This is a genomic window from Rhodococcus sp. IEGM 1406 (genome assembly GCF_030056745.1).
In the GTDB taxonomy this organism is placed as follows: domain Bacteria; phylum Actinomycetota; class Actinomycetes; order Mycobacteriales; family Mycobacteriaceae; genus Rhodococcus_F; species Rhodococcus_F erythropolis.
The window spans coordinates 532,231-549,432 of the sequence record NZ_JASHKO010000002.1 but is presented as its reverse complement, the minus strand read 5'-3'; the positions used below and the strand labels follow the sequence as shown (position 1 = coordinate 549,432).

Here is a 17,202-nt window from a genome sequence, read left to right as displayed (position 1 = left end):
GCAGCATTCAGAACAACAGGGCGGGGGTACCACCGAATTTCGGTGGTACCCCCGCCCTGTTGTGTATTCGCGCTAACGCGGCTGGATTCGACTCACGGCTCCATCTGATTCACGGCTTGGTCAGGTCCATGCCCGGAACCGAAACGGCTGGGTCGGCGGACGGAGCCGCGATGGGGCCCTTGCCCTTTCGCTTTCCGGAACGCAGGCGCTTCTCCACCTTGGTTGCCAGGAAGGTCAGAGCCGAGTTGAGAGCGATCATAATCGCGGCGACCACGATGAGCGCCGGCAGGAAGTTTCCGTAGAAGGTGCCGAGCTGTTGGGCCTGACGCACCAGCTCGACATACCCGATCAGGTAACCGAGGGCGGAGTCCTTCAACGCCACGACCATCTGTGAAATCAGTGCCGGGAGCATGGCGGTAACCGCCTGGGGGAGCAGGATCGTCACCATGATCTGCGTCTTGCGCATGCCCAGTGCCTTGGCGGCCTCACTTTGCCCTCGTGGGAGTGAGTTGATTCCGGCACGGACGATCTCGGCGATCACTGACCCGTTGTACAGAGTCAGACCCACGACGACTGCCGCGAGTGCGAGGTACTTGGACTTGAAGACCTCGTATTCGGCGAACACCTGATACGAGAAGATCATCAGAATCAGAACCGGTACTGCTCGGAACAATTCGACGATGACGCCGCAAATCTTCCGAATGATGTTGTGCTCGGAGAGTCGGCCGATACCCAGGGCAGAACCGAGGATGAGCGCGAAGACGATGGACATCGCAGCCGCGATCAGCGTTCCCCGGATGCCGGGTATCAGATACGTTGTCCACGACGTGGATTCGAGGAACGGATCCCACTTCGCTGCTGTCAGCTGGCCCTTTTCGTCGAGTGCGCGGTAGATGACGTAACCGATTGCGACCATGAGTGCAGCGACGACAAGGGATGCGAATCGGTAGAGATTTCGCGCTCTGGGACCTGGCGCGTCGTAGAGGACTGTTGCGCGGTTGCTCATCGTGAAACCTCGAATCGCTTGCTCAGCTTGCCGAAGATCAAGCCCATGGGAAGTGTCAGGATCACGAAACCGACAGCGAAGATTCCACCGACGACGAAGATCGCCGCTTCGTTTTCGATCATCTTCTTCATCAGCGCTGACGCTTCGGATACGCCGATCACCGCGGCGATGGTCGAGTTCTTGGTCAGTGCGATCAGCACGCTACCCAGCGGTGCTGTGACCGCGCGAAATGCCTGAGGCAGGACGATCAGCCGAAGATTTTGTGCAAACGACAGACCGAGTGATCGGCCCGCTTCGGCCTGGCCGACCGGAACGGTATTGATTCCCGATCGAAGTGACTCACACACGAACGCGGCGGTATAGACACTGAGGCCGAGTACTGCGAGTCGGAAGTTGTTGTCTGTCAAGAACGTCGGTGAGTCCGACTTGGCGAGATTGACTCCGAGCGTCTGCGACAGACCGAACAGACAGAACAGCAGAATCAGTGTCAGGGGGGTGTTGCGGAACACGGTCACGTACGCGGTACCCAGGAATCGGGCGACCGGAACCGGTGACACGCGCATGGCCGCGATCAGGACACCGATGATGACGGCGCCGATCGCGGAGAAGAACGTCAGCTGGATCGTGGTCCAGAAGGCTTCCAGAATCTGGTCGCCGTACTTGCTCAGAAGGTTCACTTGCCGTCTCCCCAGATCACGGGATCTCCGTTGGTGGCGTCACGCGCTGCGGCTCCCGAAGGGGGGAGCCGCAGCGAGATTGACGGTGAAAAAAGCAGGTCAGTAACGATCAACGGTGGGCGGGGCCGGGATGGGGTAGCCCGAAGCACCAACGGTGTTGTTGAAGGCTTCTTCCCACGCGCCGGTGGAGATCATCTTCTCGATGGCATCGTTGATCTTGCCGCGACCCTCGGAATCGTCCTTGGCCAGGCCGACACCGTACTTTTCGGTCGTGAACGGTTCTCCGACGACCTTCAGCTCGCCCGGGTACTGGGCAGCGTAGCCGGCGAGGATGATGTCGTCGGTGGTGACAGCGTCGACAGCGCCGTTGCGCAGAGCCTCGACACAAGCGGAGTAGGTGTCGAGCGGCTGGAGCTGGACGTCCTTGGCGTAGTTGTCCTGGATGTTCTGCGCCGGAGTCGAACCCGACACCGAGCAGAGCTTCTTGCCGCCGGTCAGGGAATCGGGGCCGGTGATGTCGGTGTTGTCGGAGCGAACGAGCAGCGACTGGCCTGCGATGAAGTACGGGCCGCCGAAGCTGACCTTTTCCTTGCGCGTGTCGGTGATCGAGTATGTCGCGACGATGTAGTCGACCTCGCCGTTCTGGATCAGGGTCTCGCGCTGGGCTGACGGAGATTCCTTGAAGGTGATGCCTTCGGGCTTTACGCCCAGTTCGTTTGCGATGTAACGGGCTACCTCGACGTCGAAGCCGGAGAAGGTGCCGTCAGGGTTGCGCTGACCGAGGCCGGGCTGATCGAACTTGATGCCGACGGTGAGAGTGCCGTCGGAAGCGCTCTCGGTGATCGACTTGTTCTCCTCGCCGCCGCCACAGGCCGTGGCAGCGAACGCGATGGCCATGATTCCGATTCCGAAACGGACGGAACGATTGATCTTCATGAAGATCCTCTCAGTTGTCGACACACGAACAGTGCAGTCGAGATGAACGGTGCAGCCGAGGTGAACGGTGCAGTCGAGCAAGTTGTCTTGTGGACGAGGACAGGACTGTCGGAGGGGAGACTGTAATCAGTGCGTGAGGATCTTGCCGAGGAAGTCCTTGGCCCGATCCGACTTGGGATGGGTGAAGAACTCTTCGGGCGTGGTGTCTTCGACGACCTGGCCGTCAGCCATGAACAGCACACGATCGCCGGCTTTGCGCGCGAAGCCCATCTCGTGCGTGACCACGAGCATGGTCATGCCTTCCTTCGCGAGGGAGGTCATGACGTCGAGGACTTCGTTGACCATCTCGGGGTCGAGAGCGGAGGTGGGCTCGTCGAACAACATCACCTTCGGCTGCATCGCAAGAGCGCGAGCAATGGCGACACGCTGTTGCTGACCGCCGGAAAGCTGCGCCGGGTACTTGTCGGCCTGATTGGCGATACCGACACGTTCGAGCAACGCCTGCGCGGTCTTCTTGGCTTCGTCCTTTTTTGCCTTGCGGACCTTCATCGGTGCGAGCATGACGTTCTCGAGGATCGTCTTGTGCGCGAACAGGTTGAAAGACTGAAAGACCATCCCGACGTCGGCACGAAGTGCGGCAAGTGCTTTGCCCTCTTCGGGGAGCGTCTTGCCGTCGACGGCGATGGTGCCGGAGTCGATGGGTTCGAGGCGATTGATGGTGCGGCACAGAGTCGACTTACCGGAGCCCGACGGACCGAGGACGATCACCACTTGGCCCTTGGGTACCTCGAGATTGACCTCTTGCAGGACGTGAAGTTCCCCGAAGTGTTTGTTCACCGAGGTCATCGAAATCATGGATGTGGAATCGCCGGAGGTGGTCGGCGTCGTCGCATCGTCGGCTTGGGTCATAAACGAGAACCTTAGGCGTAGTTTGCGTCGACGCCCGTGATTTCGCCATGGTTCTTGCCATATGTAATGGAAATTTTACTGTGACGACGTTTATGTCGCGTTTCGGCTGTTTATCAGGGCGTTATTACACGTCGTAGTGGACGTGAGCTAGGCTGAAGCGTGTCACTGATCGACGAAATGTCCCCTGCACTTCCGGAGCCGACTGCAGTTCCGGAGGCAACTGCTACGCCTGTTCGCACCTACGAGGTGCGGACGTACGGCTGTCAGATGAACGTCCACGATTCCGAGCGACTGTCCGGTCTGCTCGAGGACGCCGGGTATTCGAAGGCGGAGACCGGAACCGATCCTGATCTTGTCGTCTTCAATACGTGTGCGGTCCGCGAGAACGCGGACAACAAGTTGTACGGCAACCTCAGCCAGCTCGCCCCGAACAAGGAGGCGAACCCCGACATGCAGATCGCGGTCGGTGGGTGCCTGGCGCAGAAGGATCGTGACACCGTCGTCAAGAAGGCGCCGTTCGTCGATGTCGTCTTCGGCACTCACAACATCGGCTCGCTTCCCGCGCTGCTCGACCGTGCGCGCCACAATCAGCGCGCCGAAGTCGAAATCCTCGACGCGCTGGAGGCATTTCCGTCGACACTGCCCGCCAAGCGCGAATCCGCCTACGCGGGTTGGGTTTCCATCTCGGTGGGCTGTAACAACACGTGCACGTTCTGCATCGTTCCAGCTTTGCGTGGCAAGGAAGTGGATCGACGTCCCGGCGACATTCTGGCCGAGGTGCAGGCACTCGTCGACGAGGGTGTCTCGGAAGTGACCCTGCTCGGACAGAACGTCAACGCCTACGGCGTGTCGTTCGCCGATCCGGAACAACCGCGCGATCGCGGAGCCTTCGCCTCCCTCTTGAAGGCATGTGGACACATCGACGGCCTCGAACGGGTCAGGTTCACATCGCCGCACCCGGCAGAGTTCACCGATGACGTCATCGAAGCTATGGCAACCACTCCCAACGTCTGCCCGCAACTGCACATGCCGTTGCAGTCCGGTTCGGACAAGGTTCTCAAGGCGATGAAGCGCTCGTACCGCAAGTCGAAGTACCTCGGGATCATCGAGAAGGTGCGCGCCGCAATGCCGCACGCCGCCATCACCACGGACATCATCGTCGGGTTCCCGGGGGAGACGGAAGAGGATTTCGAGGAGACGCTGGACGTCGTGCGTAAGGCGCGATTCTCCAACGCCTACACCTTCCAGTACTCCAAGCGCCCGGGCACGCCGGCGGCGGAGATGGCTGATCAACTTCCCAAAGAGGTTGTCCAGGAACGCTACATGCGATTGCTCGCGGTTCAGGAAGAAGTGAACATCGAGGAAAATCGCAAACTCGTCGGCACCGAGGTAGAACTACTGGTGGCCGCGGGGGAGGGCCGCAAGAACGCAGCGACTCACCGTCTCAGTGGTCGCGCGCGAGACGGCCGCCTGGTGCATTTCCGACCCGAAGGAAACCTCGACGGCACAATCCGACCCGGCGACGTGGTGACGGTCGTCGTCACCCACGGAGCCCCCCATCACCTCGTGGCAGATGACGGAGTGCTCACACACCGTCGGACCCGCGCCGGTGATTCGTTCGAAAAGGGCATCACACCCAAGACCCCGCCCATCGGCGTAGGTCTCGGACTACCGAAGATCGGTGCCCCAGCCCCACAACCCGTCCAGATGGGATGCAACGCATGACCTCGCAACACGAGAACAAGACACCTCAGCCGGGCGACGACGCCTTCGAGGGCTACCGCAAGGACCTCGACGACGCGGAACGCAAGGTCGCGGGAGAAATCGATCCGGGTGCGCGCGCCATGGTTGTCGCGGTTGCGGTGCTCGTGCTGGTCGGCACCCTTGCACTGCCCCATGCGGGAGTGGCGAACGGTTGGGATGTGCTCGCGTACAACCAGGACGCCGAAAGTGAACGGATTGCACTGTTCTCACGCTTGTTCGTGTGGTTCGTTGTCATCTTCGGCATCGGATTCTCGATGCTCGCGCTCGTGACGCGGCGCTGGAGTCTGGCGTGGGTCGCGCTGGCCGGTAGTGCCGTGGCGAGTGCGCTGGGAATGATGGCCGTCTGGTCACGTCAGACCATTCCCGCCGGATTCAACGTGGCAGGACCGTCGATCGGGCTGGTCATCGGATGGTTTGCCGTCGTGTTCTTGACGTTCCATTGGCTCAAGGTGGTCTGGACGCGAACCAACATTCAGCTCGCCGCCGAGGAGCAACGCCGGATCGCTGCGGCTGAAGCCGAGAAGCATCAGGAATGGAACGTCGGCTGACACGGAAGTTCTCTTAGCCAATAGCGCAAGACAACGCCGGCTGACTCCTTTCGGAGTCAGCCGGCGTTGTTGTCAAAGCAGCTCGTCGTCGATTACTCGCTGACAGCGCTCTCGGCTGCTTCGGCCCACTCACGCCACTGCTTTGCCTGAGCGAGAGCCTTCTCGGCGTCCTTCGTCTTGCCGGCAGCCTGAGCCTTGGCGGCCTGCTCCTCGAACTGGCTGACCCGCTCCTTGAACTGCGCGACCCGGGCAAGTGCTTCCGGATCGGTACGACGCCACTCGGCGTCGACGGCGTCGCGCACCTTGGTTTCGATGGCCCGAAGCTTCGCTTCGAGTTCCTGCATCCGGTCGCGCGGCACCTTGCCGATCGCGTCCCACTTCTCCTGCAGGTCGCGCAGCGCTGCACGAGCGTTTTCGAGTCCGTGTGCCGGATCGATGTTCGCGTTCGCAGCGAGCAGCTCTTCCTTTGCAACCGCGTTCTGCTCGAATTCGGCGTCGCGCTCGGATGCAGCAGCGTTGCGTGCGGCGAAGAACACGTCCTGAGCGCCCTTGAAGCGCTTCCACAGGTTGTCGTCGGCCTCGCGCGGTGCGCGGCCGGCAGCCTTCCACTCGCTGAGTAGATCGCGGAATTCTCCAGCGGTCTGTCCCCATTCAGTGGAGGTCGACAGCTTCTCGGCGCGCTCGACCAGTTCTTCCTTCGTCGAACGGGCGCTCGCACGATCACGATCGAGTTCGGCGAAATGCGCTCCACGCCGTCGGTTGAAGGACTCGCGAGCCTTGGAGTACCGCTTCCACAGTGCGTCGTCGACCTTGCGGTCGATTCCGCGAATCGTCTTCCACTCGTCGAGAATCTCGCGCAGACGATCACCCGCGGTCTTCCACTGGGTCGACTCCGAACCGATCTGTTCGGCCTCGACTGCGAGGGCCTCCTTGCGGGCGGTGCTCGCGGCGCGAGACTGTTCCTTCTCTTCCTTCGCGTGCGCTGCGGCCTCGTCGGACCCGGCAACGATCACGTCGAGTCGGCGGGCCAAAGCGTCGAGGTCCCCGATCACGGCAGCGGTGGAGAGGGATTCGGATAGAGCGATGGCGGCAGCCTTGGTCTTCTTGGCGTCTCCGGCGCCCGACGTCAGACGAGCCTCGAGTAGTGAGACCTCGGTCGCGAGGTCGTCGTAGCGACGACCGAAATGGGCGAGGCCCTCGGTGGCGTCGCCGGCCTGCCACGAACCGATCTGGCGTTCACCGTCAGCGGTCTTCACCCAGGCGGTTCCGTCTTCCTCGACGCGGCCGAACTTGCTCGGGTCGCTGGCCGGCGCGGCGGTGACGGCATGCGAGGCTGCCGGGCCGGGGCGAGGTGCTCCGGGGCGGGGCGCACCGGGGCGTGGTCCACCAGGTTTGGGAGCACCGGGTTTGGGTGCTGCCGGGCTCGGGCTGGCCGAACTGCTGTCGGCGCCGGTGGTGGGTTCACTGTTCTCGGTCATCGGTCCTCGTCTCTGCCGCGCGTCACGGCTGCCTGATCGCATTCCTGGTTCCATTGAACCCGGTACTCACGTTCTCCGACTATTGAATCAGGTAAGAGGGTGTGAGGTCGCCACCTCGGGGTCGACTAGCGTGGCAACTGTGTTGACTTCCGCTGTTCTCGTCCCCTCGGCGCCGTTACTCGTGCCGGAATTGTCCGGTGATTCGGCCGAGTCTGCTCAGGTGCGCGCCGCGGCGACGGCCGCCGTGCGCCGGCTCTCTCACGAGGCGGTTCACTGGGTGGGCGTCGGTGTCGGCCCCGAGAATGCAGAACCCGAGAATGCAGCAGGCGAACGCTGGCGATCGGGCGTCGGACGTGGGCAGATCGGTACTTTCGCGGGATTCGGCGCCGATGTCCGGACGTCCCTGGACGCGGATGCGGCAGGTGAACCGATGCCATCTCTCGAACTGTGCGCCCTTGTTGCCGGCTGGCTGCGTGCCCGAGCGGACGTGGAGATCACCGTCGACATGCACGTCGTCAGTGCAGAGGCGTCGGCGAATGAATGTCGTGAATTCGGGCAGCAGTTGCGCAAGCAACTCGACAGCGACAACCGACCGCAAGGGCTTCTGATCGTGGCTGACGGTGCGTCCACGCTGACGGCAAAGGCGCCCGGAAGCTTCGACGAGCGCGCCGCTGGCGTGCAATCGGCCATCGACGATGCCCTGACCGCCGGTGACCCGGAGGCGCTTCTTGCTCTCGATCCGCAGCTCTGCCGGAGTGTCGGAGCCCAGGGACGCGCGGCGTGGCAGGTCCTGGCCGGTGTCTTCATGGACTCGTCTCGGTCAACCACGACACGTTCGGTGGTCGACTACAGTGATGCGCCGTTCGGCGTCGCTTACCACGTCGGGACGTGGCGGCCGTGAACGTCCCTGAAGAACTTCGCCCGATCGCAGTTGTCGGTCCGACCGCGTCGGGAAAGTCCGATCTCGCGTTGGCACTGGCCGAGGAATTCGGCGGTGAGATCATCAACATCGACGCGATGCAGCTCTATCGCGGCATGGATATCGGGACCGCCAAACTGACGCCGGCCGAGCGTCGTGGGATTCCGCATCACCTGCTCGACGTTCTCGACGTGAAGGAGACCGCCACCGTCGCGCGTTATCAAAGCGACGCGATCGCGATCGCCGAGAATCTGATCGCGGCGGGCAAGGTTCCGGTGATCGTCGGCGGATCCATGATGTACGTCCAGTCTCTACTCGACGAATGGTCCTTTCCGGCAACGGATCCCGAAGTTCGTGCAAAGTGGGAGGCAGTGCTGGCCGACGGCGGGGTCGGTGCGGTGCGTACGGCGCTTGTTGCTGCTGATCCGGTAGCGGCGGCGTCGATACTGCCGACGGACGGTCGGCGGATGGTTCGGGCGCTCGAGGTCGTCGAGCTGACAGGTCTGCCGTTCGCGGCCTCAGCTCCGCAGATCGGTGACCCTCGTTGGGGAACCCGCATTCTCGGCGTGGATCGGGATACGGAAGAACTTGACGCCCGGATTCGGTTGCGAACCGAGCTGATGTTTTCAGGCGGACTTGTCGACGAAGTTGCCGACCTCGTCGAGCAAGGATTGCGTGAGGGCGTCACAGCGCCGCGAGCCATCGGCTATGCGCAGGTGCTCGCACATTTCGACGGTGAATACGATCTGGCCGAGGCACTCGAACGGACGTTCATCGGGACGCGGCGCTACGTTCGCCGCCAACGATCATGGTTCCGTCGTGACGCACGCGTGCACTGGCTCGACGGTGCCGATCCGGAGCTGGCTCGCTCGGCCTTCGCTGCCCTTGCAGATCGCGGCCTGTAACACGATCGCGCCGATCAGCTATCTTACAGTTAGCTCTTTCGCGATCCATTCGTTTCGCGATCGACGGACTGGAGGACAACGAACATGGCGCAGACCGGGACACACGCGCGACCGAGAGGCCGACGCGCGGGTCGGCTGCCGCTTCTCCTACTGCTCGTCACATTTCTCGCGGTCGGCGGGGTGCTCGTCTATTTTGCGGTGAGTGCGGCCGGGAAGCCCATCAGCGCACCTGTTCCCGAAGCACCCTTCGACGTGGGAGCTCCAACCGATCCAGGGGCGAGTTGGGCGCCTGCGCCAACGGATCTACCGCCGAACACGCTCGCGATTCCCGATCTCGATGTGCGAGCCGACATCGTGACCAGTGGGTTCGGCGCCAACCGCGGAATGATCCTTCCGCATCCTGACAAGGTTTCGCATTTCACCAACGGTGTGCAGTTCGGATCTTCGGAGGGCACCAATCTTGTTGCCGGCCACGTCGACGACGGTGATCGCACGCACGGCGCCTTGTGGGCGCTGCACCAGATGAAGCCCGGAACACCGATCTACGTGAGCGACGACACCGGAACGATGTTCACCTATCACGCAGCGAGCCTGAAGCTGTACGAAAAGGTGGCTTTGCCGGCCGAGTTCTTTTCCGAAACGGGTGCGCCCAGGCTGGTCCTCGTGACCTGCGGCGGCGCAACCGTGCCCGACCCCTCGTTGCCGTCCGGATTCACGTACGAACAGAACGTCGTGGTCACCGCGTCACCTGCGTGAGTCGGTCGGTAGGTCCGGATAGGATGGCGACCATGGATTTCAGTAAGGGCCACGGCACGCAGAACGACTTCGTTGTTCTCCCTGACCTCGACGTTCGGGTCGATCTCGAGCCGGCGCGAGTTTCAGCGTTGTGTGATCGTCAGCGTGGCCTCGGCGCCGACGGCATCCTTCGTGTCGCCCGGGCAGGCGCACTTGCGGACGCGGGCGTGCTCGGTGCGCTGCCCGACGGCGTCGCTGCCGAAGACTGGTTCATGGACTACCGCAACAGCGACGGCTCCATCGCGGAGATGTGCGGAAACGGAGTTCGCGTATTCGCCCACTATCTCAAGGCCTCGGGCTTGGAGAGCAAGGACGAGTTCGTGGTCGGCAGTCGTGCCGGAGCGCGTCCGGTCGTGGTGCACGGCTACGACGCCACACATGGTGACGTGACCGTGGCGATGGGCCCGATCAAGGACCTCGGCACCAGTTCGGCAACAATCGACGGCCGCGTCTTCGCCGGCGTCGGCATCGACGTCGGTAATCCGCATTTGGCGTGTGTCGACGAGCACGTGACGGCAGAAGTTTTGAGTGCGCTCGATTTGAGTGTTTCTCCGGGCTTCGATCCCGGGTTCTTCCCGCACGGGGTCAACATCGAGATCGTGACGCCGATCCACGACGGTGGGGTCCACATGCGCGTACACGAGCGTGGTGTGGGCGAGACTCGTTCCTGCGGAACCGGAACGGTCGCAGCTGCGGCCGCGGCGCTGAAGTTCGACGGCCGCGACGAAGGCTCGGTGCTGGTGCGCGTGCTCGGCGGCGAAGTGCAGGTCACCGTCGAAGGCGGCGAAGGGTCGTTGCGGGGGCCCTCGGTTCTGGTGGCGAACGGGACGATCAGCGATGTCTGGTGGCAATCGCTCGTGTGATATCGCCCGCGGGAAATACGCCTGCAGGAAATACGGATGCACCGTGGCCAGGTTTCGTGGGACCATGGATCTTGTATGACGAACACACATGAAAACGAAGAGTCCACCGCTCACGAGCAGTCCGAGTACGCGCAAGCCGAATACACGGCAGCGTCCGCATCGGGCAACCCGTCGACCGGTGAGATGCAACTCGCAGATCGCGGCGCCCTGCGCCGCGTGGCCGGTCTGTCGACCGAGCTCGAGGACGTCACCGAAGTCGAGTACCGCCAGCTTCGACTCGAAAGAGTTGTCCTGGTCGGCGTCTGGACGCAGGGAACTGCCGAGCAGGCCGAGGCGAGCATGACCGAGCTGGCCGCACTGGCCGAGACGGCCGGCTCCGAGGTCCTCGAAGGACTGGTTCAGCGCCGCGACAAACCCGACGCTGCCACCTACATCGGTTCCGGCAAGGCCCAGGAACTGCGCGAAGTAGTCCTGGCGACCGGCGCCGACACCGTCGTCTGCGACGGTGAGCTGACGCCGGCGCAGCTCACGGCGCTGGAGAAGATCGTCAAGGTCAAGGTCATCGACCGGACGGCTCTGATTCTCGACATCTTTGCTCAGCACGCCACGTCTCGTGAGGGTAAAGCCCAGGTGGCTTTCGCTCAGATGGAGTACATGCTCCCGCGTCTGCGTGGTTGGGGCGAGTCGATGTCGCGCCAGGCCGGTGGTCGTGCCGGCAGTAACGGCGGTGTGGGCCTGCGTGGTCCCGGTGAGACGAAAATCGAGACGGACCGTCGCCGTATTCGTGAGCGCATGGCAAAACTGCGCCGCGAGATCAAGGGCATGAAGGCCGCCCGCGACACCAAGCGGACCCGTCGACTGCAGAGCGACATCCCGTCGATCGCCATCGTCGGATACACGAACGCGGGCAAATCGAGTCTTCTCAATTCGCTCACCGGATCCGGTGTGCTCGTGGAGAACGCGTTGTTCGCCACCTTGGACCCGACAACTCGCCGCGCCGCACTCGACGACGGCCGCGAGTACGTACTCACCGACACGGTCGGCTTCGTGCGACACCTTCCGACTCAGTTGGTCGAGGCATTCCGGTCGACTCTCGAGGAAGTGACCGACGCGGATCTGCTTCTGCACGTCGTCGACGGTTCGGATCCGTTGCCGACAGAACAGATCAAGGCTGTGCGGGAAGTCGTCACCGATGTTCTGCGCGAGACGGATTCGAAGGCTCCGCCGGAGTTGATCGTGGTCAACAAGATCGACGCGGCAGATCCGGTTACCTTGACGCAACTACGTGGTCTGTTGCCTGGTGCCGTGTTCGTCTCGGCGCGGACCGGTGAAGGAATCGCTGAACTACGAGCACATCTCAGCGAGGTGCTGGTTCGGCCGGAGGTCGAGGTCGACGTGCTGGTGCCGTACACGCGCGGTGATCTGATGGCTCGAATCCACTCGGACGGAACGATTTTGGAATCGACTCACGAAGAGGCGGGAACGCGGGTGCACGCACGCGTGCCACAGATGTTGGCCTCGGCATTGGTGGAGTACGCACCTAGTGCGTAGTTTCGGGGCCGTGGTCGCGGTGCTTGCTGCGACTACGGCAACCGCACTGCTTCCCGGAGCGCTCGCACAGGCGTTGTCGTTCGAACCGAGCGAGTTCGCCCCACTCTGTACACCTACCGATCCTGCGCTCCAGGAGTTGTCGGGGATGGTCGTCGTCGACGATCGGATCTACGCGATGGGTGACGGCGGCAGTGACGACTTCGTATTCGAAATGGACCTGAACTGTGTTGTCCAGAAACAGATTCCGGTCCCGATCGATCCATACGACGTCGAAGATCTTGCGGTGAGTGGTCGAACGCTCGTTCTGTCGGATACCGGCGACAACCTCCGAACCCGCGACACGGTGGCGTTCATCACGATGGACCTCGATTCCGGTAACGGTACGTTGCACCGCCTCACGTACCCGGACGGCGCGCACGACACCGAATCGATTCTGCTCGACCCTGACGGCCATGTGTTTGTCGTGACCAAGGAATTGTTCGGCTCCAGCAGTGTCTACACACCCGTCGGGGATCAGAAACTGAGTGACTTGGCGCAACCCGGCCCGACGCCGCTCGAGCGCGTCGGAGCCGTATCTCTCGGACCGGAGAAGCCCGTGTCGGTGATGTTCACCGGGGGAGCGGTGTCGTCGGACGGTTCGGCGATCGCGCTTCGGAGTTACTCCGATCTGTACCTGTACGAGGTCGTGGACGGCGGAATCGGCGCGACGCTCACCGATACCGAACCCCTGCGGATCCCGCTCCCGACGGAGCCTCAGGGCGAGGCCGTGGCATTCAACGACGCGGGCGATGTTCTGATCGGATCGGAATCTGCCGGCGGAGCTTTGCCGCCGGTTCACGTGATGCGCGCGCTCGTGGAAGCGACCGAATCGACGGCTGACTCGTCTGCCGGTTCAGTCGGCGTCGGGGTCGATCCATGGACATTCGTGTGGGCCGGATTGGTCGCGGCAGGATGCGCGCTCGGAGGCGCGGCGTTCGTGAGATCTCGACGACGCCGCTGATTCCCACCAATTCCACGAATTCGCAGACTGCCGGTAGATGTGGATACTGGAACGAATGCACGGGCATCAACTCCTGACGCGGCTCTCGCGTATGTCACTCGAGCACGGACACATCACCGCAGCGCTGCTCGTTGGTTCCGTCCTCGTCGGCGTCGGCACGCTGCTTTTGCTTCGTTGGTTGCCGCGTCGGGCCGTGCTTGTCGCACTGGGCTTGTCAGTGGTCGGGTCCGCCGGCGGCGCGATGTTCGTGTGGCTCAGTTATCGACCGTTGCCCGCGCAGCTACCCCTGTCGAGTTTTGTGTGGATAGCGTTGGCGATATTCGGAGTCATCGGCGCGGCGCTTGTTCTCCTTCGGCGTCCAGGACTGGCCCGCGGCCTTTCCGTGACGGTGTTGGCCGGTCTGGCCGCGATCGTCGCGGTGGGTCAGGTCAATGCCCAGACCGGCACTTACCCCACGCTCGGATCACTGGTCGGGCACTGGCCGGTCGGCTCGGTCGAGCACGTTGCTTTCGATTCGCTCCCCGGGGCCGAACCTTGGCTACAGCGGGGACTCCCCACCGAAACTCATTGGGAGGTTCCGGTGCGGATGCCGAGCAACGGCGTCGTGACGGAAGCGTCGATTCCGGGAAACATCTCGGGTTTCGACGCGAGGCCGGCGACGTTGTATCTCCCGCCTGCCTATCTTGCCGATCCGCGTGCCGAGTTGCCCGTACTGGTGTTGGTGGCGGGTGAGCCCGGCAGCCCCAGCGACTGGCTGGACAGTGGCCGTCTCGCGACCACAGTCGACGCCTATGCGTCGAGGCATTCCGGGCTTGCTCCCGTCGTGGTGGTGCCCGACGCGTTGGGGGACTACGACGCCAACCCCGGCTGCATGGATTCTGCGCTCGGCAACGTCGCGACGTATCTGGACCAGGACGTCCCGAACTGGATCGAATCGAACCTTCAAGTGAATCCGGACGCTGCGCAATGGGCTATCGGTGGGTTCTCCTACGGCGGGACGTGCGCGATCGAGATGGCCGTGAACTTCCCGGACCGATACCCGTCGTTCCTGGACTTCTCCGGGCAGGACGAACCGTCGACCGGTGATCACGAGGACACCGTGGCGGCCATGTTCGACGGTGACGAAAGCGCGTTCGACGCGGTCAACGCCCGAGACCTGATGGCGCAGAATCGGTATCCGCAGTTGTCTGGTGTATTTGTCGCGGGTGAAGACGACGACATCTACCGCCCTCAGCAGGAGATCATGTTCGAGGCTGCGCGCGCCGCCGACATGAACGTGGACTACTACACCCTTCCCGGCGGGCACTCGGGTGATGTGTGGGGCACTGCTGTGGAACTCGAAATGGACTGGCTGGGCCGGACACTCGCACTGACTCCGTGAGAGTGTCCGGCCCGCTACACAGCACCGACTGACATCAGGTCAGGCGTCGAGATCAGCGGCTACCAGTTCGGCGACCTTGGCGAGTGCGTCGGCGTCGTCGGACTCGATGGTGACTTCGGTGTCCTTGGCGGCTCCGAGCGTCATGATCATCAGTGCCGAACCTGCATCCACCGGTTCGCCGTCGGCGACTGCGAGGGTGACCGTGGCGCCGGAGGCTCCGACTGCTTCGGCGATGAGAGCGGCGGGGCGGGCGTGGAGGCCGACTGCGGAACCGACGGCAACTGTCTTGCTGGGCATGGGATCTCCTCGTTGTGAATCTATCGGTGCGGACGTTGTGGGGTCTTTGGGCGGATTTGGTGACAACAGTGGTGACTGCAGTGTTGCTTGCTGTCGATCATGCCGCAGCGGGCACGATTTCGGGGTCGAGTTCGGCATCGGACGGACCCTTGCGGAAGAACTCCTTGGCTCCGACGACGGCGAGCGCAGCTACCACGGTTCCCGCGGCGAGCGAGACCAGGAACCAGCCGATTCCGCCGACTGCGAAGAAGACGAAGATCCCGCCGTGCGGGGCGCTGAGAGTGACGTCGAAAGCCATGATCAGCGCACCGGTGACGGCGCCGCCCGCCATCATCGAGGGGATCACGCGAAGCGGGTCGGCAGCGGCGAACGGAATCGCGCCCTCGGAGATGAATGCCGAACCCAGCAACCAGGCAGCCTTTCCGTTCTCACGTTCGGCTTCGCTGAAGAGCTTGGGACGCAGCACCGTCGAGGCAAGTGCCATGGCCAGTGGCGGAACCATACCGGCAGCCATGACTGCCGCCATGATGCGCAAAGTGGCCGGGTCGTTGACGTTGAGTCCGGCTACAGCGAAGGCGTAAGCCGCCTTGTTGACCGGTCCGCCGAGGTCGAAGCACATCATCAGGCCGAGAATGATGCCGAGGAAGATGGCCGAGCTGCCGGACAATCCGTTGAGCCAGTCGGTGAGACCGGAGGTGATCGCGGCGAGCGGACGACCGAGGACGATGAACATCAGTGCTCCGACAACCAGCGTCGCGAACAGCGGAATGATCACCACCGGCATCAGGCCCCGCAGCCACTGCGGGACGGCGATCCGGCCGATGTAGAGCGCGACGACACCGGCGATGAGACCACCGACCAGGCCGCCGATGAATCCGGCACCGACAAACACGGCGACCGCGCCGGCTGTGAAGCCGGGAGCGATGCCAGGCCGGTCGGCGATAGCGAAGGCGATGTAGCCGGCCAACGCGGGCACCAGGAAGCTGAATGCCAACGAACCGATCTGGAACAGCACTGCGCCGAGATAGGTGGCCAGACCACCGTCGGGAAGGTTGGTGATCGAGTTGTTGAGAACGATGTCCTTGGCAGGACCGGAGATCTCGTACCCGCCGAGCAGGAAGCCGAGTGCGATCAGCAGACCGCCGGCCGCGACGAACGGGATCATGTAGCTGACACCGGTCAGGAGGACCTGACGGAGGTGGGTGCCGAACCCTACGGAACCGGCATCGGAATCCGCGGCCGCGGCGGCGGTGCCGTCCACGGTGGCGGCGGCGGGATTCTCGGAGGCGCGCAACGCTTCTGCAAGCATCTTGTCCGGCTCGTTGATCGCCCGCTTCACACCGGAAGCGACAACGGGTTTGCCGGCGAACCGTTCGCGGCCCTTCACTCCGACGTCGGTGGCGAAGATGACCGCGGCGGCTCCGGCGATGACCGAAGGGTCAAGGGGGGTGCTTCCGCTCGAGCCCTGCGTTTCGACGTGAACCTTGACCCCGGCGCGTTCACCCGCGGCGACGAGTGAGTCCGCAGCCATGTAGGTATGAGCGATTCCGGTCGGGCACGCGGTGACCGCGACGATGTGACGCTCCGCGGGCGTTGGGGCCTCCTCGGTGGAGTGTTTCCCAGTGGAAACAGGAGGAGTGGGTGTGGCTGCCGCAGCCTTTGCTGGAGCATCCTTCGGCGCGGGATTGAGTACCTCGTCGACCAGTCGCACGATCTCGTCCGGCGTCGACGCCTCACGAAGCGACGTGACAAACGCGGGTCGGACGAGCGCTCGGGCCAAGGACGAGAGCAGCTTCATGTGCTCGGCTCCGGCGCCTTCGGGTGCCGCGATCAGGAACACCAGATCGGCGGGGCCGTCGGGTGCCCCGAAATCGACCTTCGGATCCAGTCGAGCAAATCCCAGGGACGCGGACGAGACGGCCTCGGCGCGGCAGTGGGGAATGGCGATTCCGCCCGGCAGTCCGGTCGCGGACTGCGCTTCGCGAGCGAGTGCGGCAGCGACCAGCCCCGCGGCGTCGCTCGCCCGTCCCGCTGCAGTCAATCGCGCTGCGAGAGAACGAATGACATCTTCCTTGGTCGTACCCAGGTCGGTGTCGAGTGAGATCAGTTCGGGACTGATGATCTCGGGGCCGGAACCGCCGGCTGCGTTGGTATCGGACATGTCAGGTTCCTT

16 protein-coding genes are annotated in these 17,202 nt (G+C 63.2%); 9 read left to right on the top strand and 7 right to left on the bottom strand.

Going from position 1 to position 17,202, the window contains the following annotated elements; genetic code table 11:
- Positions 1-109: 109 nt before the first annotated feature.
- The 4 genes from QM596_RS11875 to gluA form a co-directional block, all read right to left on the bottom strand.
- The gene (locus QM596_RS11875) at positions 110-1,006 is read right to left on the bottom strand and encodes an amino acid ABC transporter permease (RefSeq protein WP_007735172.1); all 897 of its coding nucleotides are present in this window, start codon (positions 1,004-1,006) and stop codon (positions 110-112) included.
- Positions 1,003-1,683, bottom strand: coding sequence for an amino acid ABC transporter permease (locus tag QM596_RS11870; RefSeq protein ID WP_019748198.1), 681 nt, complete (start codon positions 1,681-1,683; stop codon positions 1,003-1,005). Before QM596_RS11870 ends, QM596_RS11875 begins: the two co-directional genes overlap by 4 nt.
- A 99-nt stretch (positions 1,684-1,782) precedes the next feature.
- The gene (locus tag QM596_RS11865) at positions 1,783-2,619 is read right to left on the bottom strand and encodes a glutamate ABC transporter substrate-binding protein (RefSeq protein ID WP_020907523.1); all 837 of its coding nucleotides are present in this window, start codon (positions 2,617-2,619) and stop codon (positions 1,783-1,785) included.
- Positions 2,620-2,745: 126 nt separating this feature from the next.
- Complete coding sequence (gene gluA, locus QM596_RS11860) at positions 2,746-3,474, bottom strand: glutamate ABC transporter ATP-binding protein GluA (protein ID WP_007735175.1); 729 nt, start codon at positions 3,472-3,474, stop codon at positions 2,746-2,748.
- A 231-nt stretch (positions 3,475-3,705) separates the two neighbouring features.
- Between gluA and miaB the strand changes: the two genes are divergently transcribed.
- Positions 3,706-5,253, top strand: a complete 1,548-nt coding sequence (miaB, locus tag QM596_RS11855; protein WP_044480362.1) for a tRNA (N6-isopentenyl adenosine(37)-C2)-methylthiotransferase MiaB — start codon at positions 3,706-3,708, stop codon at positions 5,251-5,253.
- On the top strand, positions 5,250-5,840 hold the full coding sequence (locus QM596_RS11850; protein WP_020907525.1) for an Rv2732c family membrane protein: 591 nt from the start codon (positions 5,250-5,252) through the stop codon (positions 5,838-5,840). Before miaB ends, QM596_RS11850 begins: the two co-directional genes overlap by 4 nt.
- Before the next feature lie 92 nt (positions 5,841-5,932).
- Here QM596_RS11850 and QM596_RS11845 read toward each other — a convergent pair whose 3' ends face one another.
- Entirely contained in the window at positions 5,933-7,318 is a 1,386-nt protein-coding gene (locus QM596_RS11845; RefSeq protein ID WP_019748202.1) for a DUF349 domain-containing protein, read from the bottom strand.
- Positions 7,319-7,457: 139 nt separating this feature from the next.
- Between QM596_RS11845 and QM596_RS11840 the strand changes: the two genes are divergently transcribed.
- From QM596_RS11840 to QM596_RS11810, 7 genes are all read left to right on the top strand, one after another.
- Entirely contained in the window at positions 7,458-8,219 is a 762-nt protein-coding gene (locus QM596_RS11840) for a class III extradiol dioxygenase subunit B-like domain-containing protein (protein WP_283309114.1), read from the top strand.
- Positions 8,207-9,142: a tRNA (adenosine(37)-N6)-dimethylallyltransferase MiaA gene (gene miaA / locus QM596_RS11835; RefSeq protein ID WP_283309111.1), complete on the top strand. Its 936-nt coding sequence runs from the start codon at positions 8,207-8,209 to the stop codon at positions 9,140-9,142. The genes QM596_RS11840 and miaA overlap by 13 nt, the downstream gene beginning before the upstream one ends.
- An 84-nt stretch (positions 9,143-9,226) precedes the next feature.
- Positions 9,227-9,898 (top strand): class F sortase, encoded by a 672-nt coding sequence (locus QM596_RS11830; RefSeq protein WP_020907529.1) that lies wholly within the window; start codon positions 9,227-9,229, stop codon positions 9,896-9,898.
- A 32-nt stretch (positions 9,899-9,930) separates the two neighbouring features.
- A complete protein-coding gene (gene dapF / locus QM596_RS11825; RefSeq protein ID WP_097388192.1) occupies positions 9,931-10,800 on the top strand; it encodes a diaminopimelate epimerase in 870 nt (289 codons plus the stop codon).
- Between the two features lie 75 nt (positions 10,801-10,875).
- Positions 10,876-12,351, top strand: coding sequence for a GTPase HflX (hflX, locus tag QM596_RS11820; RefSeq protein ID WP_003942213.1), 1,476 nt, complete (start codon positions 10,876-10,878; stop codon positions 12,349-12,351).
- The gene (locus QM596_RS11815; protein WP_029255243.1) at positions 12,344-13,351 is read left to right on the top strand and encodes a hypothetical protein; all 1,008 of its coding nucleotides are present in this window, start codon (positions 12,344-12,346) and stop codon (positions 13,349-13,351) included. Before hflX ends, QM596_RS11815 begins: the two co-directional genes overlap by 8 nt.
- Positions 13,352-13,406: 55 nt before the next feature.
- Positions 13,407-14,732 (top strand): alpha/beta hydrolase, encoded by a 1,326-nt coding sequence (locus tag QM596_RS11810; protein WP_283309105.1) that lies wholly within the window; start codon positions 13,407-13,409, stop codon positions 14,730-14,732.
- Between the two features lie 39 nt (positions 14,733-14,771).
- On the opposite strand, the gene QM596_RS11805 is transcribed toward QM596_RS11810, so the two are convergent.
- Together QM596_RS11805 and QM596_RS11800 are read right to left on the bottom strand one after the other, a co-directional pair.
- A complete protein-coding gene (locus tag QM596_RS11805; protein ID WP_003942144.1) occupies positions 14,772-15,029 on the bottom strand; it encodes an HPr family phosphocarrier protein in 258 nt (85 codons plus the stop codon).
- A 97-nt stretch (positions 15,030-15,126) separates the two neighbouring features.
- Positions 15,127-17,190, bottom strand: a complete 2,064-nt coding sequence (locus tag QM596_RS11800; protein ID WP_021344069.1) for a PTS fructose transporter subunit IIABC — start codon at positions 17,188-17,190, stop codon at positions 15,127-15,129.
- Between the last annotated feature and the right edge of the window lie 12 nt (positions 17,191-17,202).